Genomic DNA, 24,164 nt, shown 5'->3' with positions numbered 1-24,164 from the left:
TAGCGCTTTGGATTACGGGCATTGGTATTGTCGGGATCGATTATGCCGGCAAGGGAATGGAGTATTTCCTCAATCCAAAACTGCAAGCCAAAATCGGCATCGTTGTGCTGTTGACCTTTAACGGTTTCCTGTTGCATAGCGCTGTATTGCCGGCGCTGAAAAAAGCCGGTTCGTTACTCAAACTTTCTTTCAACCTGCGCATGCTGGCGCTGTTCTCCGGTGCGCTCTCTGGCGTGTCGTGGTTCTATGCCGCCATGCTGGGTGTTGGTCGTCCGCTGGCCTGGAAGTACTCGCTGGTGGAGTTGCTGGCAGCCTATCCGGTTCTCATCGTCGGTGGATTCGCAATGATGGTACTGCTCACGACCTGGGCAAAAAATAGAGACACCGAAGCGCGCATGGAGCAAGGCACCTGGAAAACAGGAAACGCCGCCCTGGCTGGCTGGTGAATCCAGGTTGAACAAGGAAGTTCAGCTCTAGCAAATGAATCCCGCTTTAACTGTTAACAAATCTCACTTGAGGATACCCAAATGAAATCCATGAAAGTTCTCTTCGTAGTCGCCACTCTGACCGCTTCTTCTCTGGCGATGGCCACAGGTGGCGGTGACCGGACCTTCGCACGCATGGAGTCGGCCCGGAAAGTCTCGATGGAAACCTACCAGGTTGCACAGAAACAGAAGGCTGAAGCCGCTGTCGCTCAAAGCAAAGCCAAGGCAGCCGATCGCACCAACGGCTGATCGGTGTAGCGCATCCCCAGGCCGGCAGAAATGTGCGGCCTCAAGCCTCAAATGCAGCACCCACGGTGCTGCTGGCGCCGGTCTGATCGAGATGCCGCTTACACACAATCCAGTCTGTTGAATCCAAATTCGTAAGCAGCCTTTCGCGAAGGGCTGCTTCGTTTGCAGCCCTTCGTTACAGACAGCAATCGGCTTTCATCTCCAAAAAATCGCTTCATCGGTAAACTCCCCTCGCTCCAATTCAACTTTGGAGCTCTACGATCCTGAGCCAAGGCCAGCGAGCCTGATAACTTTTCGCCTTCTGACCGAACAAGTCCGGCCTGGGATTCTTTGGATTGACTCGAAGTAACCCGTGCTCTGTGTCGGCCAGGCCGTTGGGCGCATAGACCTCGCCCGTTTCAACATCCAATCCTATGCAGGTACCGGCAATCAGGTAGCGATCGATCCCGTCTCTGGCCGACTGAAGCTGAGGATAATCCCCGCCGAACCGCTGGCTGTACCACAGGTGAACGCGAGCCTGATTCTTGAACTCGACCTTCACGTCGAGGTCATTGAACAGACGCTGACCTGACTGGATGACCTCATTCTCTGTTTCCCAAGACAGATCATCATCGAAGTAAAAGACGTCGTAATCCTTCACTCCCCAACCGGCCGATCGCTGTGACTGGTGATTCCACACGGCCTGGAACAAGCAACCGGCCGTGAGCATGCATTGGTTCAAACCGAGCTCAGGCAAGCGAGTGGAAATTTCTGCGTTTACCGGATTGGTCATTGCGATCCTGACCAGGCTTTCGACAGTCAATGTCATCTTCATCCCTTCTGATTGATCTAATCCTGGCGACCAACAATACGCCCCAACGCTTTACACATTGGCGAAAACCCCCGCCCTTTGATCACCCTCGGTCAATAGCGCCCTTCGCAACCCGCGACTATCGGCGAATCTGGCGCAAATCACGCGTCATTCAACGACATGAAGTCGGTCCTGACTATATGGATGACACTTTTGAAGTGAGCCGCCTCAGTGCCTGCCCCGATAATCGATAGCTTACTGACGAATTGTCGAGGTCAAGCATGACGAGCGCAACTATGGAACAAGTCAGCCCAAGAACGCTGAGAAGAGTGATTGTGGCCGCCGGCATCGGCAATTTCGTCGAGTGGTTCGACTTCGCCGTCTATGGCTTTTTGGCCACGACCATCGCCCAGCAATTTTTCCCCAGTGGCGATGCCAGTGCAGCTTTGCTCAAGACCTTTGCGGTATTCGCCGTGGCCTTTGCGTTTCGGCCCCTTGGCGGGATTTTCTTCGGCATGCTGGGCGACAGGATCGGCCGCAAGCGAACCCTGGCGATGACCATTCTGCTGATGGCCGGTGCAACGACCTTGATCGGTCTGCTGCCCGCTTATGCGGCGATCGGGGTCATGGCGCCGATTCTTCTGTCCCTGATCCGTTGCGCCCAGGGCTTTTCCGCCGGGGGAGAATATGCAGGTGCCTGTGCCTACCTGATGGAACATGCACCGAGTGACAAACGTGCCTGGTATGGCAGCTTCATTCCGGTGTCGACATTTTCCGCCTTCGCCGCGGCAGCCGTGGTGGCCTATGCACTAGAGGCGTCATTGTCGGCCGAAGCGATGGGCACTTGGGGTTGGCGCCTGCCGTTCCTGATCGCCGCACCGCTGGGCCTGGTGGGTCTTTACTTGCGCTGGAAGCTCGATGAGACGCCGGCATTCCAGGCAGTGACTCAGGAACATGCAGTCGCACACTCCCCACTCAAGGAAACCTTGCGCAACCATGGTGCGGCTATCTGTTGCCTGGGTGCCTTTGTGTCACTCACGGCACTCTCGTTTTATATGTTCACCACTTACTTCGCTACCTACCTGCAAGTCGCAGGTGGCCTGAGTCGCGCCACAGCGTTGCTGGTGTCACTGATTGCATTGCTGTTCGCTGCGGCGATCTGCCCGCTGGCCGGCCTGTATTCGGACCGGGTCGGGCGTCGAATGACGGTGATGACGGCTTGCGCGCTGTTGATTGTGACCGTGTATCCATCGTTCCTGATGGCCAGCTCCGGCTCGTTCGCAGCGTCCATAGTCGGCGTCATGCTCCTGGCGATTGGCGCGGTGTTGTGTGGCGTGGTGACGGCGGCCTTGCTCTCGGAAACCTTCCCTACCCGTACTCGCTACACCGCCTCGGCGATCACCTACAACATGGCGTATACCCTTTTCGGCGGCACCGCACCGCTGGTGGCGACGTGGCTGATCAGCACCACCGGCAGCAACTTGTCGCCAGCGTTCTATCTGATCGCGATTGCATTGCTCGCGCTGGCGGGTGGCCTGGCATTACCGGAGACTTCGAGGATTTCCCTGCATGACGTTGCGTCACAGGAGAAAGGCGCAAGAGTGAACGCATCCGCCTGAAACACCAAACGAGCCTGTCCTGGGCCTGGTGTTGTTCAATCGCAAAGGTGTTGCGGGTCAACCTCCCCCGGACTCACACGCTACGCTACTGCCTGAGTCATTCCTGACATCAGGCAGCAGCGTAGCGAAAAAGCGGTATCAACCCGTGCAGGCACTCTTCTCGTTTCTCAATGCCAACCCCTACATGTTGCTGTCGGCCTGGGGAGCGCTGGCGGCCTGATGCTGTCGGGCATCATCGGCCCGTGCCGTGGGTCGGCTTTCCGGTAGCGTTTGCAGTCTCGGGAATCCTGCTGACGGTCCTCGACTACTTCGCCATGGTCCTCGCGGATTGACCCTGCTCATCTGTAGGAGCGAGCTTGCTCCTACAGTAGCAATACGTCGACGGACGGCCCGTTGCCAACGATTCCACTAAGGCAACGCATACACCCTGAACAGTTTTTTCACGGTAGCGTTGGTCCCGCCCAGATACTGGTCGTAGGCCTTTTCTATGGCGCCCGAGTAATAGGCTTCACTCAGGGCCGTATCGACCAGCAGGCGGAAGTCTTCGTCGTTGCGATCCACGATCATCGCCACCGGCGAGTACTCGAAGATGCGGTCCAGGAGCATCAGGTTCCTGGCCCCGCCTTCCTTGGCGATTTCGTTTCGCAGCAGCATGCGTTCGGAGAAGAAGGCATCGGCCTTGCCCTCGGCGACCAGCTTGACGCCCTCGTCGATGTTGGCCACGGTCACCAGCGAGGCGATCACGTTGAGCAGGCGCATCCGTTCGCGAATCCAGTCTTCGGTCACGCCCCCCTCGAGGGTCGCGTAGGTGTGGTTGGCCAGACCATTGTTGATGCTGGCACGCCAGGTCGGTCCGTTGTAGGCGACCTCGCCGTTGAGCACCTTGAGCAACGGTTCGGCAGCATTCTTGCGCACCACGACCGAGAGGCCGGCGGTGTAGACCGGTATGGAGTAGCTGATCATCTTGCGCCGTTCCAGGGTGGGCGGTGTCGGCGTGCAGAGGATATCGACTTTACCCTGGCTCACGGCGTTGACCTCGTCCGAAATCTTGACCGGCAGGTAGTGCACTTGCAGATCGGGCAGGCCCAACTCGCTCTTGAGCTTGTCGGCGACTTTCAGGCACAGGTCGATGGCGTAACCGCTGGCCTTGTCGCCTTCCTGCTTGCTGAAGGGCGCCAGGTCTGGCAAGTAGCCCAGGGTAAAGGTGTGGCTGCTGCGCACGCGTTCAAGGGTGTTGGCGCCGGCTATTAGCGGCAGTGTCAAAAGCGCGAAGGCAAGCAGCAATCTGGTGGTTTTGGTAAATGGTACGTTCATGTCCGGTTTCCCCGTATACAGATGTCTGTGCAGTCCTGGTGGCCACGCCTAAGGATTACCGGCCCTGGCCTGGTTGGCGGGTGGCGCTTCGGTAAAGCGTTTGGCGAGGAATCCATAGAGCAAGTAGCCGACAGCGAGTACCAGGGTGCCGCCCATCACTGCGTCCTTGCCGCAGGCATACAGGGCATACAAGGAGTACGTTACGGCAATCAGCAATACCACCACGTTACGCGTGCGAATCGCTGAAGAGACCCCGGCCTTGTGCATGATCACCAGCAGGCCGGTCAGCGCAGTGATATAGGGAATCAGGTTGGTGACCGCGGCCAGGCTGACCAGCTTGCTGAACTGCGCGGCGGCGTCGGGCGAGATGGTCGACAGGGCCATGAGGGTTTGCAGCACGCCGCAAACGATCATGCCGACGACGGGCGCATTCATCGAGTTGACCTTGCTGAACAGCTTGAGGAACAGGTCCTGGTCAGCCGTCATCTTCGCGGTTTGCGCCAGGGTGAATTGCCAGCCCAGCAGCGAGCCGACACAGGCCATGACCGCCAGGGCCATGACGATATTGCCCACCATCGGACTGAATATCGTGGCGTAGACCAGCGCGAAAGGCGCCGAGGACTTGGCCAGCTCGGCGTTAGGAATGATGCCCTGGATGACGGTAGTCGACAGCACATAGACCACCGCTGCCCCGAGGGTACCGAACAGGCAGGCTAGCGGCACGTTGCGCTTGGGGTCTTCCACGGCATCGGTGGCCTGGGCCGCCGATTCCATGCCCAGGAAGGCCCACAGGGTCAGGGGGATGGCTTTGCCGATGGCTTCGGAAATCGCCAGGCTATTGGGGTTCCAGGCGGCAGCCAGCACATCCGGCTTGAACCAGAACCAGCCGATGATGCTCAGCCCGGCTACCGGAATGATCACCCCCCACACCGTGAACGCGCCAATCTTGCCGGTGATGCCAGGGCCACCGAAGTTGGCGAAGGTGGTCAGCCAGATCAGCGCGATCGTGCCGATGCACAGCGGAATGGCACCCGTGCCCAGCCAGGGCACGAAGGCCGTCATGTAGCCCACCGCCGAGATGGCCACGGCCACGTTGGCGATGGCCAGAGACAGGAAGTACAGGTAGGAGCAGAGGAAAAAACCCGACTTCGCATGGGCTTCTTCGGTGTAGGCGGACAAGCCGCCAGAACGCGAGCAGAAGACCCCGCACTGGGCAAAACAGTAGGCGATGGCCATCGAACCGATCGCGGTGAAGATCCATGACAGCAGCGAGACGGCACCCAGTTGAGCCATATTGGTGGGCAACATGATGATGCCCGAGCCCATCATGTTGACCGTTACCAGCGTCGTGAGCCCCATCAGGCCCATTTTCTTGCTTGAATCAGCCATCGCAAACTCCTTGCCTTTTGCAGAGTTTTGAACCTGGACCTGGCGACGTGCAGCACGCGACCGGACAGGGGCTAATGCTTACTGCTTGACCACGTAAACCTTGTAGGTTGGGCGCCCCTGGCTGTCGCGCTCGATCTCGACGCCATGGTTGTCATGTTCGAAACCTGGAAAGCGGCCGTCGAAGGCCTCCATCGCCAGCAGGTAGTCGACGATTGCTTTTTTGTCATTGCCTGCTTTTTCACCAGGCATCATCAGCGGAATACCCGGTGGATAGGGAACGATCTGCACGGCAACGGTGCGATTGACCATATCGCGTACGGCAATCTGTTCGATTTCACCTTTAACCAGGCTGGCAAAGGTGGCCCTTGGCGAGGACACCGGGTCGGGCAGCAAGGTGTAGGCGGCATCCATGTTGTGCAGCATTTTGGTGGCCAGCATGTCTTGGTGCATCTCCTCGGCCAAGTCCTTGAGGCCCATGCCGCTGTAGCGGTCGCCATGGCTGTCCACCAGATCAGGCATCACTTGTTCGAGGGGCGAGTTGCCGTCGTAGTGTTTCTTGAATTCCATCAGGCCAGCCACCAGCGAGCCCCATTTGCCCTTGGTCACACCCAGGCTGAACAGCAGCAGGATTGAGTAGGGTTCGGTCTTCTCGACCACGATGCCGCGACTGGAGAGGAAGGACGACACCAGCGGGGCCGGGATGCCGCTGTTCTCCATCTGCCCTTCGAGGGTTTGCCCCGGCGTGAGTACGGTGACCTTGATCGGGTCGAGCATGCAGTAATCGCTGCCCAAGTCGCCGAAACCGTGCCAGGTCGCCGTAGGCCTGAGCACCCAGGCGTCGCCGTGGTGCAGCACCTGTGGGTCGACGTCAGCAAAAGGCACGCCGTCGATCTGGTCCGGTTGCCACACGCCGAACCACCAGTCCTTGGCATTGCGCTGCTGTATTTCGTTGTTCAAGCGCACCATGGCTTGGCGAAAGGCAATGGCTTCATCAATGGACTCATCGGTGAGGTAACCACCGGCGTCATTCATCATTTTCGCCGAGACATCGGTCGACGCGATGATGCTGTATTGCGGTGAAGTCGAGGTGTGCATCATGAAGGCTTCGTTGAACAGGGCCGGCTTGACCGGCACCTTGCCCGAGCGAATATGGATCATCGAGGCCTGGGACAGCGCCGCCAACAGCTTATGGGTGGAGTGGGTGACGGTCACTGTGGCGTCATCGGCATGCCGTTCGCCACGATGCATGCCATAGCGCCCCTCGTACAACGGATTGAAACGGGCATAGGCATACCAGGCTTCGTCATAGTGAATACGGTCGACGCTCTGGCTCAGCTCGCGGGTGGTGGTCTGCACGTTGTAGCACAGGCCGTCGTAGGTCGAGTTGGTCAGTACCGCCAGCACCGGCTTGGCTGTCTTGTTGGTTGCTAACGGGCTGTCAGCGAGCTTCTGTGCGACGGCAGCAGGCGTCAGCTCGCTACGCGGCACCGGTCCGATCAAGCCACGAGCATTGCGACGTGGACGCAAGTACAGCGGCACCGCGCCGGACATGTTCAAGGCATAGTTCAACGACTTGTGACAGTTGCGGTCGACCAGAACAGCGTCGCCATCGGTCACCGCCGAATGCAGGACAATCTCGTTGCTCGCGGAGCTGCCGCCCACGGAAAAGAAGGTGAAGTCAGCGCCAAACACCCGTGCGGCATATTTTTCCGCTTCATCGATCGGGCCGGAATGGTCGTTGAGCGAACCCAGCTCGCCGACCGAAACGCTCAGATCCGAACGCAACATCTGCTCGCCGTAGAAGTCGAGGAATGTACGGCCCACTGCAGTTTTCATGAAGGCGGTACCGCCGGTGTGACCCGGGGTGTGCCAGGAATATTCATGGGTGCCGGCGAAGTTCACCAGCGCGCCGAAAAACGGCGGGAGAATGCTGTCGAGGTAACGACGGGCGGCGGCTTCGATGCGCCCGGCGATGAACTCCGGGCTGTCTTCGGGGAGCCAGATAAAGCCGTCAATGTTCTCCACGAAAGCCAGCGGTACCCGGCGCTGATGTGCCTGGCTCATGCCGAGCATGATCGGCAACTGTGCCGTGCGGCGACGGATCAGCTGGATCAACTTCAGCGCCTGGTCCTGGTTGTTTTCGCAAAGGCCCCAGCCAATAATCGCGCAGCAGTAGGCCGAGTTGGCGCTGACGGCAATATCTGCCTCTTGCAGCGACCCGACTAGCTCCACCTCCAGTTCATGCTCATGCAGGGCGGCAGCAATCGCCTGGGCGCTGCGCAGAATGATGCTGTCGTCATGTTCCTGGGTGTTGGCTACGATCAGCACCGGGAAACGCTGTGCCAAATCGACTGGCAAACGGGTTTGCGAGTGACTCATGCGTATCTCCTTGAGCAATGTTGAGAGTGCAGCATCAAGCCTTGAGCACGTAACCGTAGGCGCGGGTGCGACCGCCTTCGTGTTTCAGGTACACGCCCTGCAGTTCCGGCGTGAACCCGGGCAAGCGGTTGATGCCCTCCTCCAGTGCCAGGAAATACTTGAGCACGGCGCCACCCCAGATCTCCCCGGGCACCACGCACAACACGCCCGGCGGGTAAGGCAACGCGCCTTCGGCCGCAATGCGCCCATCGGCGTCCGCCAAGGGCACCAGTTCGACGTTGCCACGGATGTACTCGATTTGCGCTTGCTGCGGATTCATGGCCTTTTTCGGGAAGTGTTCCTTGCGGAACATGTCCTTCTGCAATTGCTGCACGTTATGGCTGCGATACAGGTCGTGCATTTCCTGGCAGAGCCTGCGGATGGTGTAGTCGCGGTAGCGTTCCTCGTACTGGTTGTAGATCGCCGGCAGCACCCGGCTCATCGGTGCGTCGTCCTGAACGAAGCGTTCGAAACGGGCGATCTGTGCCGCCAGGTGACTCATCTTTGCCCAGTCTTCGGCCGGGGTGAGCAGGAACAGAATGGAGTTGAGGTCACACTTTTCCGGAACGATACCGTTCTGGCGCAGGAAGTTGGCCAGAATGCCGGCGTGAATGCCGAAGTCGGTGTAGCTGCCGTCCACCGGGTCGATGCCTGGCGTGGTGAACAGCAACTTGCAGGGATCGATGCAGTACTGCTTCTCGGCATAACCGGGAAAGGCATGCCAGCGATCCTTGGGATGGAATTCAAAGAAACGGATGTCGCTGGCAATGGCGTCGGTCGAATGATCCTGCCATGGGCGCCCGTCGATGGTATCCGGCACGAAGGGGCGGACCATGGTGCAGGCTTCCAGGATCAGCTTGCGCGCATTGATGCCGAACTTCACACAGTCGTCCCACAGGCGCAGGCCACTGCGGCCGGAGTGAATGCGCGCGTTGACATCCAGCGAGGCGAACAGCGGGTAGAACGGGCTCGTTGAGGCCTGGGCCATGAAGGCATTGTTGAGCCGGTGATGGTTGCAATAGCGGGCCTGGCCCTTGATGTGGCGGTCCTTCTTGTGGATTTGGGAGGCCTGGGAAAAGCCGGCCTGTTGTTTGTGTACCGATTGAGTGACGAAGATGCCGGGGTCGTTCTCGTCCAGATCGAGCAACATCGGCGAGCAGTCCTTCATCATCGGAATGAACTGTTCATAGCCGACCCACGCCGAGTCGAACAGGATGTAGTCACACAGCTTGCCGATGCGGTCGACCACTTGCCGGGAGTTGTAGATGGTGCCGTCATAGGTGCCCAGTTGAATGATCGCCAGGCGAAACGGTCGTGGCAGTTGCGCCTTGTCCGGGGCGACCTCGGCAATCAGATCACGCAGGTAGTCCTCTTCGAAACAGTGGGCGTCGATCCCGCCGATGAAGCCGTAAGGGTTGCGCGCGGTTTCCAGATACACCGGCGTCGCGCCGGCCTGCAACAGCGCGCCCTGGTGATTGGACTTGTGATTGTTGCGGTCGAACAGCACCAGGTCGCCCGGGGTCAACAGGGCGTTGGTCACTACCTTGTTCGACGCCGAGGTGCCATTGAGCACGAAGTAGGTCTTGTCCGCATTGAACACTTGCGCGGCGTGTTTTTGCGCCAGCAGCGCCGGACCTTCGTGGATCAGCAGGTCGCCGAGCTTGACGTCGGCGTTGCACATGTCGGCGCGAAACAGGGTCTCGCCAAAGAAGTCGAAAAACTGCCGCCCTGCCGGGTGTTTGCGAAAGAACTGGCCGCCCTGGTGGCCGGGGCAGGCGAAGGTCGCGTTGGCCGCTTCGGTGTAGTGTTTGAGCGAATCGAAGAACGGCGGCAACAAGCTTTCTTCATAGGCATTGGCCGCTGTTTCCAACTGGTTGCCGTAGTACTCGGCATTATTGCCGGACAAGTCGAAGACACCATTGACCTGCAGGATGACATCCTGCAGTTGCTTGTAGACCTCCAGGGAGCGATTGCTGCGGCCCTGAGAGGCCACCAGGAAGATCGGGATGTCGAACCCCGTCCGCTTGATGGAGTCCAGCGCCCCTGCTGCCAAGTCCTCTACCGAGAGCACGGCAACCGCGACATCGGTAAAGTCAGTCTGATCGAGCCGGACGATTTCACGGGAATTACGAAAGCAAGTTCTAACCGCATCGCTGGCAGCGATTTTCAAGGCGTTCATAACCAGAATCTCTCAGTCTGCATGACGTTGAAGTTCCTGGGACGCGTTTCGTTGGTGGCATAAAGTCCCGGGGTCAGGAGCGATTGCCCTATTGGGTATAGTTCATTTTTACAATTAGTTACTTCCTGCCGATTTTTTTAACGCAGTTTCATCCAAAAGCATTAATCCTCAACGATCACGCACAACGCTTAACTGTGGATGAAGCACCCCATCAGTTGCATTCAACCTTTGGGGTGCTGCTCATCCAGCCATCAGATGCGCCCTGCGGAACCTGTGACGGGCAGGTTCCCGAGCAAGTTGAGCCCGGTGCTCTTCACGAACGACTCATAGTCCATCGGCTTCTCGATCCGGGTTTGTGCGTTAGGCAGCACGTAGGCCCAGGCACGTTTGGACGATGCGTCGTACACCAGTTTGTACAGGCGCGTCGGCACCCAGACCTGGTTGTCGCCGATGGTGGAGTGACCCGGGTCAAAGAGCGGGCCGGTAAAGACAAACACGTTGCCATCGGCGCGCTTGGCAAACTTTCGGACATCAGACTCGACCTTGCTCCAGATCTTGCGGTTGTTGGTGGGGTCTTGCGGCACCATGTTCGACAGCGCAAAGGATTGGGCCATTGCATTGGGATTCGGGGCATCGGCTGCCGGGGATTGATGGCCACGGTCCACGGCCGGGTGCTGGCTGCGGTAGTCGCTCAACTCAGCGCGCCCACTCTTGGGAATGCGTGGGTCCGGGTAGAACTGGTTGGTGCGCTCCTCCCCTTTGGCATCCTGCAACTGGGCCGCATTCAGGCGTTCGACCACCACCAGCGGGGTCTTGCTGGTTTGCGAGTACAGCACCGCGAAGTTGTCGGAACACAGCGCCAGGGGCTTCATGGTTGCCGGCACAGTGGCGGTGTTGATCGGTTTTGCTGCCGGGAACAGATCAGCGCAGCCGTCAAACGATGCCTGTTTCTGTTTGCTTGAATAAAGCTCCAGGGCCGCGTTCTGGCTGATCGAGCCTGAGCGGGACGCTTGTTCGTGTTGCGCGGCGGGCGGCTTGAGGAGGTCCAGCAGACCACGGGCTTGCACCCCGGGCGAGAGCAAAACAAGGGCCGACAGCCCAACTGCAATTTTGCGTAGGTACATGGGTTAAGTCTTCGAATGTGATTGAGAGATAAACGTACGGCGGGGCCCGATTCACGGAACCGGGTGGAGGCAGTTGCTGGTTATGTGGCGGCGAGCATGCTTTCACTGTCCTTGATCAAATTGCCGATGCGGGGCCGGTCGGTTCCGGGCAGTTCGACCGCCGAGGGTCGAGCGCGGTTTATTGACCATGCCAGGACATGTAAGTGCCTGACAACGCTCAGATTCTATTCGCCAGTGTCGACCTGGAGCTCATGCAGAATAAACCCAAGTGAATCCGGGGCTGCGCAGTGACTTTTTTCCGAACGGTGTTCGTCCCATGGCATCGCGTCATCGGTGCAGAAATCGCCAACGCACTCCATGTCCAACTCGACATCGAGAAGTCCAAGCGGAATCCAGAAGTAAGGCGACTCGCGAAGAGGATTGGGCACGGTCGAGCCACACTGCGAGCAAAAGTCATTCCTGTAGCCGCTGGGCTTGCGCCAACTGGTGATCGCACCTTGCCCTTCGTCCCAGCGAAAGTCGCATGCCTTGACCAGCGTGGCGAGATTATGGCCAACCCCGGTTTGCTTGCGGCACAGGGTGCAATGGCAGCGATAAAAAAATCGTGGTTCAACCGCCAGGGAAAAACGTACAGCCCCGCAAAGACATTGTCCTGATGTCATGTGTCTCTCCATTGAAGAACGATTCACCGGGTTACTTGCCGGCTTGAATGCTGGTATCGGTAAAGAAGTGGTCGTCATGGTACTGGCCTTTCATTGCCATGGAAAATGCCGTCCCCGGCCGCCGCATCATGGTGGCGCCGGTCACGGAGGCAGGCACTGCCATCGCAGGGCCTGCCGGGTCTTTTGCGCTGTATCAATGCCTGTGGTGGATGACTTATCCAGCACCCCTCGATACCCTTTCGCACCCAGGTGCCTGACGGCAATTCAGGCCAGACCACACTCCATCCAGACGAACAAAAAATGAAATCCTCCGCAGGTTTGCTGTTGTCAGGTATCGAACTGGACCGTGCCAGTTCCATCCCCTTGTACCGCCAACTCTACTTGCAGATTCGCAAACAGATTCTCAGTGGCAGGATTCAGGGAGGCGTGCGCCTGCCGTCCACGCGGACCCTGAGCAAAGAACTGCAGCTTTCGCGAATCAGCATTCTCAATGCGTTCGATCAACTGATTGCCGAAGGATTTCTGACGTCGCGGACCGGGGCCGGGACGTATGTCGGCCATGAGTGGGAAAGCCGCGGTATTGAAGACGATGAGCACCAGCGCCAGCCGCCTCGCCTGTCCGACCTGAGCCAGTCCATGTTGTCGTTGCGCAGCGATCATTTTCGAGGCGTGTCCTATGCCGACTGGGCCACCGGGAGCCCGACCTCGTTCCTGCCCAGCCACAGCGCTTACGATGCGTTCCCGCAATCGGTCTGGAAGCGGTTGATGAACCGCCACCTGCACAAGCCGACCAAGGCCATGCTCGGCTATGGCGAACYGCAAGGGTTGCTGGCCCTGCGCGAGGCGATTGCCGAATACGTCTTTGATGCCCGGGGCATCGACTGCAGTGCCGGGCAGGTGGTCATCGTTTCCGGCGCCCAACAAGCCTTTAACCTGCTGGGCATGCTTTTGCTCAATCCGCAGGACAGCTTCTGGATGGAAGATCCGGGGCATATCGCGGCGCGCATCGCGCTCCAGGCCCAGGGTGGTCTGGTCGTCCCGTTGCGTATCGACGAACAGGGAATCGATATCCAGCAAGGCCTGGCTCAGTGTCCTGACGCGCGTCTGGTGTTTACCACACCCTCTCGTCARCATCCCTTGGGCATCACCATGAGTTATGCGCGGCGCCAGGAACTCATCGATTGGGCCGCCCGCAATCAAAGCTGGATCATCGAGGACGACTGCGACAGTGAGTTTCGCTACAACGGGCGTCCCCTGCCGGCACTCTATGCCATGGACCAATGGGCCCGGGTCATCTACGCCGGAACCTTCAGCAAGGTGCTCTTCCCCTCGCTACGACTGGGTTACGTGATACTGCCCAACGCCTTGATTGAACCCTTCTGCACCCTGCGGGCGGTCATGGATCGCAGCCCGCCCACACTGCTACAGGCCGTCACGGCAGACTTCATGCGCGAGGGCCACTTTCTCGGCCATATTCGTCGAATGCGCGCGCTGTACCAGGCTCGCCAGCAGGCATTGGTCGAACACCTGCAGCAACGGTTGGGGACTTTCTTCAGGATCACGCCTGTGGAAGCCGGCATGCACCTGATCGCCTGGTTACCCGCGCATCTCGATGACGACGCCCTGGCCAGGGAACTCGACCAGCATGGCATTCATACCTATCCCCTGAGTGACTATTGCCTGGAGCATGTCTTGCCGCCGGCGCTGCTGATCGGCTTTGCCAGCACCCCTGAGGACCAGGCCGAAGCACGCGTCGAAGCACTTGCCCAGGCCCTGGGCAAAATGGGCTACCTGCAGCCGGCCACTTGAGGCAAGGCAAGTGGTCTTATGATTTAACTGATAATGGATCTATCGAGAGTTCCTGACTGGCGCGATAAAGGCTGCGCCGGTAGACCCGGTGTCTGAACCAGGAACCACTCGAATGAACAATAAGATCCAGGAACGATTCAACGCCTTGCTCAGCCATAAGGCTGTCGAGGCCGGGACTCCCCCCGCATTGACTGAGGCACTGGCCCGCCAGTTGCTCGACCGACTTGGGCAACTGCGCCTGTTTGCCCATGCCTACCCCTTGCTGACCAACCTGACCCACGGCCGTGTCACACCTGGCGACCTGCTGGACTTCGCCTATCGCCACGAACTGCAGGGCCTGAGCCTGCATTTGCTCGACGGTGAGGAAAACAGCCTGAGTCAAATGACGCCCGCTCAGCTTCAGGCGTTTGCAGACAAGGCCAATGCACTCGGGCTGGACGTGCATCTGGAAATCAGCAGCACCCTGAAAAAAGATGTCGATCAAGTGATCGCCATCGCCAAGTCGCTGGGCACCCGCAACATCCGTGTCTACTCACGCTACGAAGGGGCGCTGTCGCGGGTCATGGACCTGATCGAGTCAGACCTGCATTACCTTGCGCAGCAGGCAGACGAGCACGACCTGTTCTTCGACTTCGAGCAGCATGAGGAACTCAAGAGCGCCGAAATCGCGCAACTGCTGAACCGGCTGAACCACCCACGGCTGCATGCCCTGTTCGATTTCGGCAACATGATCAATGCCTGCGAACAGCCCCTTGCTGCGCTACGCAACCTGGCGCAGCACATACGCCAGACCCACCTCAAGGGTGTGCGCATCGTCCCCGAGCAAAACGCATTCGGGCACTACGGCGTGCTGCAGGGCTGTGACGAAGACGACCTGCCCAACGCACGCATGTTGTTCGAATTGCTGATGCTCGGCGAATCAACCCCGCAAGTGATCGCCTTCATTCTTGAGCAGGAAAACCACTACGTCGCCCCGGCGTTCCGCCAGCTTGACGAAGCCGCCGACCCGTTCATTGCGTACCGGGAAATGAGTGAAACAGCGCTGCCGCAAGGCTTCTCGCTGGAGCGAATGCTGGCCGATGAACACCGTTGGGCAAATAACCAGGTCGCCTACGTTCGAGGTCTGCTGGCCGAGTTTCGAACCCTGGCCGAGTTGACCCTGGCCCATTGCGCTAACGCCTGAACCTGACGTGCCGACCGGCACTGCCTACCCAATTACGCCTGGAGAACAATAATGACATCCCATGACAAGGCCAAATGGCTCAGATTCCTGATTCTCATCCTCGGTGGCGGCACCATCTACAAGCTGGCAAACCTCAAAGATGCCTTTTATATCCCCATGCAAGAATTCATGGGGTTGACTCACACTGAAATCGGCCTGCTTCTGAGCGCCAACGCCATCATCGCCACCGCGCTGTTTGTGGTGGGCGGCATGCTCGCCGATCGATACGACACGCGTAAGCTGATCCCCCTCGGCCTGATTGGTACCGGCAGCCTCGGGCTCTATCTGGCGACCTTTCCGCCCTTCAGCAATCTGCTGATTGTGTTCTGCCTGCTGGCTGTATGTGCCGACTGCATCTTTTGGCCTTCGCTGCTCAAAGCCATCCGCAACCTGGGTGACGATAAGGAACAGGGGCGCCTGTTCGGCCTTCTGGAAGGCGGGCGTGGCGTCATTGATACCCTGGTCGCCTTCTCTGCACTGGGCGTCTTCGTTGCCATGGGCTCCGGTGAAAACGGTCTGAAGTCGGCGATCCTCTTCTACTCGGTCATCGACATTCTTGCCGGTACCCTGACCTGGCTGCTGCTCAGGAGTGGCAATACCCAGTCGACCGCCAAGCCGAAGAACGGATTGTCCAACCTGCTCGAGGCCATCAAGGTGCCGGGCATCTGGCTGGTCAGCCTCAACGTGTTCATGGTCTACATCGTGTACTGCGGCCTGACCTATTTCATTCCCTACCTCAAGGAAATGTACGAACTGCCCGTGGCCCTGGTGGGCGCCTACGGCATCATCAACCAGTATTTCCTCAAGATCCTGGGTGGCCCTGCTGGTGGCTTCATTGCCGACAAACAGTTCAAGAGTTCCAGCCGCTATCTGAAGTGGGCATTCCTGGCGTTGTTGCCGCTGATGGGCGTCATCATGCTCATCCCGAAAAGCCCGGATTTCATCTACGCAGGCATGGCGGCCACTCTCTCCTTCGCGCTGATTGTCTTTTCCATGCGCGGCGTGTTCTGGGCACCCATGGGTGAAGTCGGCATTCCCCAGCACATCACAGGTTCAGCCTTCGGGATCGGTTGCCTGATCGGCTATGCGCCTGGCATGTTTGCCTACGTCATCTATGGCGCAATCCTTGACCACTTCCCGGGTCAACAAGGCTACAACTATGTCTTCTCGTTAATGAGTCTGCTGGCCATTGTCGGGTTCATGGTGTCCAGCCTGCTGTATCAAGCCGTCCGCAAGAATTCCACGATCACTGGCAAGGTCAGCGCCGCGCAAGCCTGAACATAAACCGGCTGTACGCGTAGGTCGTGCGGCCGGTTTGAGCTGACATCCGGCATAACACCTTGGCTGAAATTGCACGATGGTCTGGCTGATCATCGATGGTATGTAGTTCACCTGTGAAGCTGTCGGATCGCTAAACAGTGGACTACTGTCATTCATGGACGTGGCGCTCACCGCCAATCTCCAGATATCCGTTGAGTTGCAGGGTTTCCAACCGACTTGTCACGATGATCAGGGAACCAAATCGATGGGAAAAGATGCAAAAGTCGAATCAAAAAACCAGACTTGTATCCCGCAGGAGACTGAGGCTCYGGTCGAGCCAGCCCCTGTTTGCGATGCGGCTCGCAATGGAATCTGGCGCACACGGATCAGGGTCAAGGCGCGCAATCTGAGTCGATCGACCCAGTTTGTCATTGCCGCTGCGGTGATCCTGGGACTGACCATGTTCTTCGTCGGCAAGCTGGTGAGCGCACGAATAGAAAGTGCCGCGGTAAATAGCGCCGCCGAAGCAGGCGCTCAGTACATGGATACGTTTCTGGAGCCTTATGTGCAGGAGTTGAGCCGGGACAACAAACTCTCGGCTGCAAGCGTCCAGTCCCTGGACCGTCTCACGGAAAGCCGTTCACTGAAACATCACATTGTCTCGATCAAGATCTGGCGAGCGGATGGCACGGTGCTTTACAGCACGAATAAAGCCATCACCAACCACAAATTCCCGATGGATGAGATCACCCAGGCACTCAAGGGCAAAGTGGTTACCGACCTTGAAGAACTGAGCCAGGATGAGAACGAGTTCGAGCGCAAGCTCAACTTGCCGCTCTATGAGATCTATGCGCCCCTGCGGGATTCAAGCACCAGGAAAATCATCGCGGTGGGCGAATTTTATGAAAAGGCCGATAGTGTCAAGCGCGAGATCAATCGGGTCCGACAGCAGGTATGGGCGGTCGTTGGCGCTGCGACGCTGGCAATGCTGACGCTGCTTTTCTTCATCGTGCGACGCGGTGACAAGATTATCCAGCGACAACAAGTGGCACTGCGGTTGCGACTGATGGAGCAAACCCGCTTGCACATCAGCAATACCGAACTCCAGCACAAGATGTCGACGGCTACCCAGGAGTTTTCCCGCGTCAACGAACTCACCTTGAGGCGCATTGGTGCAGACCTGCACGATGGGCCGGCGCAGTTATTGACCTTGATTCTGATCCGGCTCGACGACCTGGCCGAAAACTGCTCCGCTGTCGATCAGGAGTCTCTGGAAACCATTCGTGGCGCCGCCACCGACGCATTGCGTGAGGTCCGCGATTTATCACGAGGCCTGGCACTTCCGGAAATCAACGACTTGAGCCTGGTGGAAGAGTTGCAACTGGTGGCGCAACGGCACGAGCAACGCACTGGCACCAAGGTCACATTAACCCTGGGGCCGCTACCGGAGGCCGCGCCACTGCCGCTCAAACTCTGTTTGTACCGTTTTGTGCAAGAAGCCCTGAACAACGCGTACCGTCATGCCGACGGCGAGGGTCAGGTCATCCAGGCGCAATACATTGATGAGGTATTGAGCATCAGTGTCAGGGACGGCGGTCCGGGCATGGCGGCGGACGCCATGCTGCTCGAGACATCCGGCAGAACCCGATTGGGGCTCGCCGGTTTGCGTTATCGCATTGAATCTCTGGGCGGGTTGTTCAGCATCGACTCCAGCGCCTCCGGTACGTCGGTAAATGCACAGTTCAAATTCTAGTCAGGAGCCGCTTCGGGCTAATGCCAGTCAGTTAAGCGCTAATGCGATCTGTAGCAGCTGCCGAGCCTGCGAGGCTGCTGCTACGAAGGGTGTCGCGGCTGAAACTGCTTAACTGACTGGCATTAGCCGCTTCGGGCATCCATTTGTGTTTTCCCTGCGCCGGTGTGCAGTCGCCCGACAGCTTCGCGCTCCCAATAACGCCGTATAGCCGTGACCGCTTCGACACGATTTCGGGCGTGCAGTTTCTGCATCACGCAACCCATGTGGTGCTTGACGGTTTTTTCGCTGATCAACAACTTTGTCGCCACCTCCCTATTGGTCAGCCCCTTTGAAACTTCACGAATGACCTCCTCCTCGCGATGGGTCAGATCAAACGTGTGAATCTGCTCTCCGTGTTCCTTGCTGCTACTCAGCAGTTTGTTGGCAAACTCGGGGGTGATATACGTCTCCCCCTTGGCAACCGACCTGATCGCCAGGACCAGTTCCGGTCCGCTGACACCTTTCAACACATACCCGCGCGCGCCGGCCTCCAGTGCCAAAAAGGCGTCATCTTCGGATTCTGAAACCGTCAGCATCAGCACCTTCACATCCGACAGCTTTGTGGAAATGAACCGCACCGCGGCGAACACATCGCCCGGCATGTTGACGTCCATCAACATCACGTCCGGACGCACCCGCTGGGCAATATCCATGGCATCCTGCGCATTGGCGCCCTGCTCCACGACCTGAAGATCCGCCCGTTTTCTCAATGTATTGGCAACACCCTCACGCAACATCGGATGATCGTCGGCTATGCCGATGCGAATGAATGAACTCATGACGCGCTCCCGAAAGGAATAGCATTCGAATACTCATTGATTAATAGCAGGAAACCGGGGATGACGCCGGTCAACAGTCGCACCTCCCAGGGTCCAGGCGTTCGGAAGTCAGACTTAGGTCGGATGAAGTCAGATCGTCAATAAGCAAACACTCCTACAAACCACTGAACTTTCATACTCCAACCATTTGTTTTAAAACGCTGTTAAAGACGTCAATAAACAGACAGCCTCATAAAACCCGGATCCGTCTTTCATCCGACCAACAGTCGGTCTCCTGCGCTCAGGTACATGCAGCTCCGGCTCGATAGCAGGCGTTTTCGGTCCATGTATCGTCACAACCACGGCGTGAATAATCCGTCATGACATGTCATGACCTCCTTCAGAAACGGACTTTGGCCAACAAATCCGGGGCTTAAAGGACGAATGGTCGAGAGGCGTCAAGCGTGGGGAATTGCCGGGAGTTTGCAGTCACTACAGGCTTTGCAGGCAGGCGCGTTCGTCGTGGTGAAGTGAACTTCACTTTCATCGCGTGTCACATTAGGTCCTTGTCAAGCGAACTTAAGCAGAGGTAAGCCTTATGAGCATGGCCACAATTGTCAGTGCCGTAATTTCCAGTCTCGCACCCAGTGTGTTCGACCAGAACAGCCTGCAAGAACCCGGCGCGCATGTCTCAGCCGTCGAATACCACTACGGGATGGAAATCGATGTGAAGCGGGTACTGCAGCGCACCGATACATCCGACAAGACCGGCGTGGTACCGGTGACCCTGGTCTACGAAGACAGCGAGGGTGAGGTTCACAAGATCCGTTTCCTCGAATGGGGTGGAAGTCCCGCCGACCCCACCAGCATCGCCTGATCCGCTCGCCGACAGGGTTCTGGGCCTCGCCTGCGCGGTGTTGGCCGGAACCCCGACTCACTCCAGTCACAGCAACTCGTCCACCGTCGTGGCGCGGATGTACCGGGAGCAAGTCTGAAGGCGCTTCAACGCGCCCCCCACGCCAGATCGAACATCATCCAGGGGCCCGGCTGCAGATCGCCTGGATAGACCGCGCTATGGTCGGGACGCAGTGAACGGGGACAGAGGTACGCTCTGCGTGACTTTGGYCATCTGGGTGATTTCCACCTGCAACTTATCCTTGCCGAGCAGGTAGTCGGCCAGCTTCTGCGAAAACGGCCAGTAGTTCAGTTCGGCAGTCAAGGTCAGCGGCCCGACAGCGTCGGCCGGCACCAGGAAGGAGAACTCCCCGATATCGTAGCCCTTGGGCAGAATGCGGTTGTCCGAGAGAATTTGCGTGGCATTCCAGACCTCGACATCCAACGGATTGCCGTCCTTGTCGCCTATGTGCACTTTGAAATTTCGCGTGTCGTTCTCGGTCTTGCCGTCCTTGATCGAACCCAGCCGATAGAGCTCGCGACCACTGGAATCCAGCACCCGGAAATCGATCCACATCTCCCGTCCCTCCGGAAAGCCGGTCGGCAGTTTGTGCCCGGCGCCGATATTGGAAACCTTGACCGCTATCGAGGTGTATTGCCCGGGAATGATGGCTGCCGGCAGTTGCTGGAACGTTATTTCCGCCGCGCGCGCGAGCATGTCGCGCGCGCGTTGAGCGCCCTGTTCCTGACCGAGATGCTGGAGCATCATCGCGTTGGCGCCGCTGAACCAATGCGAGGCGACCTCCTCGCGGTCTGGCCCCATGATCGCGGCCTTACCCGCAAAACCCGGCATATGGCAGCTCTGGCAGGTTACGTTGTTAAAGCTGTAGGCGCTCTCCTGCCATTCGTCATAGGTGCGCTCGACCGCCACACTGCTGAACGGGTGCGTGACGTTGTGGCAGGTACCGCAAAAGTCCGAGCGCGTGTGCAGGGCGGAATACACGGTGTCGTGATAAGGCGAAACGGCATCTTTACGCGGGCCGAACTTGGTCGGTTTACCGTGCGCTCGCGGGCTCAGGACATAGGCGCCGTTATCGAGGCCCGTGCGGGCACTGATGTTATGGCAGGTCTCGCAATCGACCCCAGGCATCGGATGATTCTTCGTGCTGTCTTCAATCGAGGAGCGGTTGACTTGTGAATTGATCTGCCCGGTCGTGAGACCGATCGGGGTATGGCAGCCGGTGCAGAAGTTGTCGACCTTCCCCTCGGTGGCCGTACTCGCACGCTTGAGCAAGGCCCGGTAGATGGGTTCATCCCAGGCCTGGGACATCATCGACGTGCGCCACTGCTTGTAAATCTCCGTATGGCAAGCGCCACAGACCTGGGCATTGTCGAAGTCCTTTGCATTCAAAACCAGGTTGCCGGGGGTATTGGCCCGATGCGGAAAGAACGGCATTCCGCCAATCACATGCATAAGCCTGGAGCGTGCCGGCTCGAGCCACTTGTCATTACTTTGATTGTCATTGCCCTGAGGCTCGTCGCCCACCACCAGCGTTACCGTAAGCAGGCAGGTTAGAAAGCACAACCGAAGCAGCGCTACCTGCGCGCACGTATGTCTGGAGTGGCTCATAAGCATTTCCCCTGGACGGTTGCAGAGGATGACTGCAGTACTTCTATTGAGTAGCCCCAGTATCGAGTAGCCAGAGCTACTTCGTGATGCAAACCGATGGTTACAGGCAATCACTCAATGGAGTACTGACAGCTCCACAGCATCCCGACCCTGCAACTTGCATGAACGGGACAAGCTCACTCAGCAATTACTCTGCCAGCGTTGTATAAAATATGTGCGGTAACCTGAAAGACCCGCAAACATTGGCCAGCGATTGAAGCAACCGGCTAATGAAGAGGCGAATATTGCTGAGCGATAGCGCCCATTAGTGGGGGGGAGTTCACTCCGAAATTGGGGGTGGTGTCAGACGGGAGGGCCAAGGTATCTCCGCGGGATGCCCCCCGGAAATCCGGGGCCACTCACTTTACTCGATACGACTTACTCTCTGTCTTTCGTCGACCGGATGAGATTGCCCCGTAACTTCACAATGGCCTTCTGCATTTGCACGAAGTCGTCGGGGTCTAGACCGGTTTGCGGGAAGCCGTCTTCGCGGAGGCCCTCACGCAGGTTTCGCCCCTCTTTTGTCAGACTGATCCGCACCTGGCGTTYGTCTTCCGGGTCGCGCTGGCGCAGCAAATAACCCATCGCTTCCAGCTTCTTCAGGATCGGCGTGAGGGTATTGGATTCGAGGAACAGCTTTTCGCCGAGGCTGCCAACGGTCTGGTTGTCTTCCTCCCACAACGCAACGAGAGTGATGTATTGCGTATAGGTCAGGCCGAGCCGTTCGAGCATCGGCTTGTAGGCCTTGCCGAAGGCCAGGTTGGTGGAGTAGACCGCAAAACACAGGAACTCGGAGAGTTTGAGATCCAGGGCGGATGTCTTGTCGGTGTTTTTCATGGACGTTCTCTTGGGTCAATCTGGCGAGGCTGAAACTATACGTCGTACGCGATGGTATCGGAAGTGCGCATAAACACCGACGGCCGGCTCACCGGGAAAATCCCCAGTGAGCCGGCCGTGCAGCGGGTTATGCCGTCAGGACGTTGATGTCGACATCAATATTGCCGCGTGTGGCCTTGGAGTACGGGCAGATTGCATCGGCGTTGTGGGCCAGTTCAGTCGCCACTCCATGATCCAGCCCCGGCACGCGTAAAGTCAGTCGGGCCTGGAGGAAGTAAGCCGCGCCGGTCTGGCCCAGATCGACTTCAATGTCGACGGCCGTGTCAGTCGGCAGTGTCACCTTCATCTGTTGGGCGGCCAGCCCCACCGCTGCGATGTAGCAGGCCGACCATGCTCCGGCGAACAGTTGCTCGGCTTTCGGGTGCGGCTGAACGGCGGTGAGCACGTGTGCCGGCGTATCACTGCCAGGGGACGACAGCACGATGTCGAGGTTGCCGTTATGGCCGCGCGACGTGTTGCCTGCGCTGTTATGAGTGGTGTGGGTTTTGCCGCTGGCCAGTACTTTTTCGATCTTGCTCATGATGATTTCCTCAGGATTACCGTCAGTTATATTCGTATACGCTTTAATCGCATGCGGTATTTGTGATGCATCCAGGCATCACGCCGTAATAACGTTCAGGGCAACGTCGATATTGCCGCGTGTCGCTTTGGAGTAAGGGCAGATGGAATCGGCAATGTGCGCCAGTTCGGTCGCGACATCCTGTGCCAGCCCTGGCACTCGCAGGGTCAGTCGGGCCTGAAGGAAATAGGCCAAACCAGTCTGGCCCAGGTCCACTTCAATGTCGACGGCCATATCCGCTGGCAACACGATATTGCGTTCCTGGGCCACCAGCCCCACTGCGGCGGTGTAGCAGGCTGACCAGGCCCCGGCAAACAGTTGCTCGGCTTTCGGGTGCGGCTGAACGGCGGTGAGCACGTGTGCCGGCGTATCGCTGCCAGGGGACGACAGCACGATGTCGAGGTTGCCGTTGTGACCGCCGACAGCGCTGTGAGTGGTGTGGGTTTTGCCGGTTGCCAGTACTTTTTCGATCTTGCTCATGGGGATTTCCTCAGGATTAAAGTTTGTACGATCTTATCGTGTGCGATGCTTTTGATATTGAAAGAGACAACGTTCATCAATTGGCGTGTGCAATGATCCAGTTGTTGCCGTTGTGACCATGGGAAGCTTGAACGGTAGAGATAAACATTGTGCGGCGGCTTCCGGTATTCATGGCTGAATCTCCAAACGGCAGGGTTGTCGTTGCTTCTTATCGCTATCGATTAGATCTCATGCGATGGATTAATACTCAACCAAAGCCCCAGTGATGTCAAAGTTATTTTATGTCTTGGCGATGAGCGGTAGACGCGAGGCCACCCTTGCCAAAAGAATGATTGGTTTCCACCATCCGGCCTTGCGGGGACCTCTGGTTGCGCGGTTCGGATCGCTTTCACGCATAACGATCAACCCTTTGGCGCTGAAATGAAATGGACGTCTTTCACTCGATAAAAAACCGGCCAATCGATCTTAATGCCAGTCAGTCAAGCAATTTCAGCCGCGACACCCTTTGTAGCAGCTGCCGAGCCCGCGAGGCTGCGTTCGGCTGCGAAGCAGTCGTAAAATCAGTAATCGCGGTACGTCAGGCGGTACGTCAGGC

At 58.0% G+C, this 24,164-nt stretch carries 20 protein-coding genes; 8 read left to right on the top strand and 12 right to left on the bottom strand.

The window, feature by feature from the left end; all coding sequences use genetic code 11:
* Nucleotides 1-446 (top strand): hypothetical protein (locus AB4Z35_RS27470; RefSeq protein WP_442100577.1); only part of this gene is annotated, 446 nt, incomplete at its 5' end.
* A gap of 81 nt (nucleotides 447-527) precedes the next feature.
* Nucleotides 528-734 (top strand): co-regulatory protein PtrA N-terminal domain-containing protein, encoded by a 207-nt coding sequence (locus AB4Z35_RS27465; RefSeq protein WP_007996679.1) that lies wholly within the window; start codon nucleotides 528-530, stop codon nucleotides 732-734.
* 241 nt (nucleotides 735-975) lie between these two features.
* Here AB4Z35_RS27465 and AB4Z35_RS27460 read toward each other — a convergent pair whose 3' ends face one another.
* Nucleotides 976-1,542, bottom strand: a complete 567-nt coding sequence (locus AB4Z35_RS27460) for a nucleotidyltransferase family protein (RefSeq protein ID WP_442100576.1) — start codon at nucleotides 1,540-1,542, stop codon at nucleotides 976-978.
* A gap of 263 nt (nucleotides 1,543-1,805) precedes the next feature.
* Between AB4Z35_RS27460 and AB4Z35_RS27455 the strand changes: the two genes are divergently transcribed.
* Nucleotides 1,806-3,143, top strand: coding sequence for an MFS transporter (locus tag AB4Z35_RS27455; RefSeq protein ID WP_442100574.1), 1,338 nt, complete (start codon nucleotides 1,806-1,808; stop codon nucleotides 3,141-3,143).
* A gap of 408 nt (nucleotides 3,144-3,551) precedes the next feature.
* Here the strand turns inward: AB4Z35_RS27455 and AB4Z35_RS27450 are convergent, their stop codons facing one another.
* From AB4Z35_RS27450 to AB4Z35_RS27425, 6 genes are all read right to left on the bottom strand, one after another.
* Nucleotides 3,552-4,457, bottom strand: a complete 906-nt coding sequence (locus AB4Z35_RS27450; protein ID WP_442100572.1) for an amino acid ABC transporter substrate-binding protein — start codon at nucleotides 4,455-4,457, stop codon at nucleotides 3,552-3,554.
* Between the two features lie 48 nt (nucleotides 4,458-4,505).
* The gene (potE, locus tag AB4Z35_RS27445) at nucleotides 4,506-5,846 is read right to left on the bottom strand and encodes a putrescine-ornithine antiporter (protein WP_442100570.1); all 1,341 of its coding nucleotides are present in this window, start codon (nucleotides 5,844-5,846) and stop codon (nucleotides 4,506-4,508) included.
* A 78-nt stretch (nucleotides 5,847-5,924) separates the two neighbouring features.
* Entirely contained in the window at nucleotides 5,925-8,225 is a 2,301-nt protein-coding gene (locus AB4Z35_RS27440; RefSeq protein WP_442100568.1) for an Orn/Lys/Arg decarboxylase N-terminal domain-containing protein, read from the bottom strand.
* A 34-nt stretch (nucleotides 8,226-8,259) separates the two neighbouring features.
* Nucleotides 8,260-10,443 (bottom strand): ornithine decarboxylase SpeF, encoded by a 2,184-nt coding sequence (gene speF / locus AB4Z35_RS27435; RefSeq protein ID WP_442100566.1) that lies wholly within the window; start codon nucleotides 10,441-10,443, stop codon nucleotides 8,260-8,262.
* 251 nt (nucleotides 10,444-10,694) lie between these two features.
* A complete protein-coding gene (locus tag AB4Z35_RS27430) occupies nucleotides 10,695-11,567 on the bottom strand; it encodes a DNA/RNA non-specific endonuclease (protein ID WP_442100565.1) in 873 nt (290 codons plus the stop codon).
* Nucleotides 11,568-11,791: 224 nt separating this feature from the next.
* Nucleotides 11,792-12,229 (bottom strand): GFA family protein, encoded by a 438-nt coding sequence (locus AB4Z35_RS27425; RefSeq protein WP_033052238.1) that lies wholly within the window; start codon nucleotides 12,227-12,229, stop codon nucleotides 11,792-11,794.
* Between the two features lie 300 nt (nucleotides 12,230-12,529).
* On the opposite strand from AB4Z35_RS27425, the gene pdxR reads away from it, so the two are divergent.
* The 4 genes from pdxR (at nucleotide 12,530) to AB4Z35_RS27405 (ending at nucleotide 18,273) form a co-directional block, all read left to right on the top strand.
* Nucleotides 12,530-14,038 carry a MocR-like pyridoxine biosynthesis transcription factor PdxR gene (pdxR, locus tag AB4Z35_RS27420; RefSeq protein ID WP_442100563.1) on the top strand — a complete coding sequence of 503 codons (1,509 nt, stop codon included), beginning with the start codon at nucleotides 12,530-12,532 and terminating at the stop codon, nucleotides 14,036-14,038.
* Between the two features lie 112 nt (nucleotides 14,039-14,150).
* On the top strand, nucleotides 14,151-15,221 hold the full coding sequence (locus AB4Z35_RS27415) for a sugar phosphate isomerase/epimerase family protein (RefSeq protein WP_442100561.1): 1,071 nt from the start codon (nucleotides 14,151-14,153) through the stop codon (nucleotides 15,219-15,221).
* 51 nt (nucleotides 15,222-15,272) lie between these two features.
* Nucleotides 15,273-16,538, top strand: coding sequence for an MFS transporter (locus tag AB4Z35_RS27410; protein ID WP_442100559.1), 1,266 nt, complete (start codon nucleotides 15,273-15,275; stop codon nucleotides 16,536-16,538).
* Between the two features lie 247 nt (nucleotides 16,539-16,785).
* Complete coding sequence (locus AB4Z35_RS27405; RefSeq protein ID WP_442100579.1) at nucleotides 16,786-18,273, top strand: sensor histidine kinase; 1,488 nt, start codon at nucleotides 16,786-16,788, stop codon at nucleotides 18,271-18,273.
* 122 nt (nucleotides 18,274-18,395) lie between these two features.
* Here AB4Z35_RS27405 and AB4Z35_RS27400 read toward each other — a convergent pair whose 3' ends face one another.
* Entirely contained in the window at nucleotides 18,396-19,091 is a 696-nt protein-coding gene (locus AB4Z35_RS27400; protein ID WP_442100557.1) for a response regulator, read from the bottom strand.
* Nucleotides 19,092-19,668: 577 nt separating this feature from the next.
* Between AB4Z35_RS27400 and AB4Z35_RS27395 the strand changes: the two genes are divergently transcribed.
* The gene (locus tag AB4Z35_RS27395; protein WP_008001371.1) at nucleotides 19,669-19,947 is read left to right on the top strand and encodes a DUF2790 domain-containing protein; all 279 of its coding nucleotides are present in this window, start codon (nucleotides 19,669-19,671) and stop codon (nucleotides 19,945-19,947) included.
* A gap of 195 nt (nucleotides 19,948-20,142) precedes the next feature.
* Here the strand turns inward: AB4Z35_RS27395 and AB4Z35_RS27390 are convergent, their stop codons facing one another.
* The 4 genes from AB4Z35_RS27390 to AB4Z35_RS27375 form a co-directional block, all read right to left on the bottom strand.
* Nucleotides 20,143-21,594, bottom strand: a complete 1,452-nt coding sequence (locus AB4Z35_RS27390; RefSeq protein ID WP_442100555.1) for a multiheme c-type cytochrome — start codon at nucleotides 21,592-21,594, stop codon at nucleotides 20,143-20,145.
* A gap of 417 nt (nucleotides 21,595-22,011) precedes the next feature.
* Entirely contained in the window at nucleotides 22,012-22,470 is a 459-nt protein-coding gene (locus AB4Z35_RS27385; RefSeq protein ID WP_442100553.1) for a MarR family winged helix-turn-helix transcriptional regulator, read from the bottom strand.
* A gap of 127 nt (nucleotides 22,471-22,597) precedes the next feature.
* Nucleotides 22,598-23,050 (bottom strand): Ohr family peroxiredoxin, encoded by a 453-nt coding sequence (locus tag AB4Z35_RS27380; RefSeq protein ID WP_007997893.1) that lies wholly within the window; start codon nucleotides 23,048-23,050, stop codon nucleotides 22,598-22,600.
* 78 nt (nucleotides 23,051-23,128) lie between these two features.
* Nucleotides 23,129-23,569 carry an Ohr family peroxiredoxin gene (locus AB4Z35_RS27375; RefSeq protein WP_116261370.1) on the bottom strand — a complete coding sequence of 147 codons (441 nt, stop codon included), beginning with the start codon at nucleotides 23,567-23,569 and terminating at the stop codon, nucleotides 23,129-23,131.
* Between the last annotated feature and the right edge of the window lie 595 nt (nucleotides 23,570-24,164).

Source organism: Pseudomonas sp. KB_15 (assembly GCF_052114525.1).
Lineage (GTDB): Bacteria > Pseudomonadota > Gammaproteobacteria > Pseudomonadales > Pseudomonadaceae > Aquipseudomonas.
Note: the sequence above shows the minus strand (reverse complement) of the source record. Positions and strands in the feature narration are given on the sequence as shown.

What these genes read in the sequence shown, in the direction of transcription:
- AB4Z35_RS27450 (WP_442100572.1), bottom strand. Translation starts at nt 4,457, where the DNA reads ATGAACGTACCATTTACCAAAACCACCAGATTGCTGCTTGCCTTCGCG.
- AB4Z35_RS27425 (WP_033052238.1), bottom strand. Translation starts at nt 12,229, where the DNA reads ATGACATCAGGACAATGTCTTTGCGGGGCTGTACGTTTTTCCCTGGCG.
- AB4Z35_RS27395 (WP_008001371.1), top strand. Translation starts at nt 19,669, where the DNA reads ATGAGCATGGCCACAATTGTCAGTGCCGTAATTTCCAGTCTCGCACCC.
- AB4Z35_RS27400 (WP_442100557.1), bottom strand. Translation starts at nt 19,091, where the DNA reads ATGAGTTCATTCATTCGCATCGGCATAGCCGACGATCATCCGATGTTG.
- AB4Z35_RS27430 (WP_442100565.1), bottom strand. Translation starts at nt 11,567, where the DNA reads ATGTACCTACGCAAAATTGCAGTTGGGCTGTCGGCCCTTGTTTTGCTC.
- AB4Z35_RS27410 (WP_442100559.1), top strand. Translation starts at nt 15,273, where the DNA reads ATGACATCCCATGACAAGGCCAAATGGCTCAGATTCCTGATTCTCATC.
- AB4Z35_RS27465 (WP_007996679.1), top strand. Translation starts at nt 528, where the DNA reads ATGAAATCCATGAAAGTTCTCTTCGTAGTCGCCACTCTGACCGCTTCT.
- AB4Z35_RS27380 (WP_007997893.1), bottom strand. Translation starts at nt 23,050, where the DNA reads ATGAGCAAGATCGAAAAAGTACTGGCCAGCGGCAAAACCCACACCACT.
- AB4Z35_RS27455 (WP_442100574.1), top strand. Translation starts at nt 1,806, where the DNA reads ATGACGAGCGCAACTATGGAACAAGTCAGCCCAAGAACGCTGAGAAGA.
- speF (WP_442100566.1), bottom strand. Translation starts at nt 10,443, where the DNA reads ATGAACGCCTTGAAAATCGCTGCCAGCGATGCGGTTAGAACTTGCTTT.
- AB4Z35_RS27375 (WP_116261370.1), bottom strand. Translation starts at nt 23,569, where the DNA reads ATGAGCAAGATCGAAAAAGTACTGGCAACCGGCAAAACCCACACCACT.
- AB4Z35_RS27440 (WP_442100568.1), bottom strand. Translation starts at nt 8,225, where the DNA reads ATGAGTCACTCGCAAACCCGTTTGCCAGTCGATTTGGCACAGCGTTTC.
- AB4Z35_RS27415 (WP_442100561.1), top strand. Translation starts at nt 14,151, where the DNA reads ATGAACAATAAGATCCAGGAACGATTCAACGCCTTGCTCAGCCATAAG.
- AB4Z35_RS27460 (WP_442100576.1), bottom strand. Translation starts at nt 1,542, where the DNA reads ATGACATTGACTGTCGAAAGCCTGGTCAGGATCGCAATGACCAATCCG.
- potE (WP_442100570.1), bottom strand. Translation starts at nt 5,846, where the DNA reads ATGGCTGATTCAAGCAAGAAAATGGGCCTGATGGGGCTCACGACGCTG.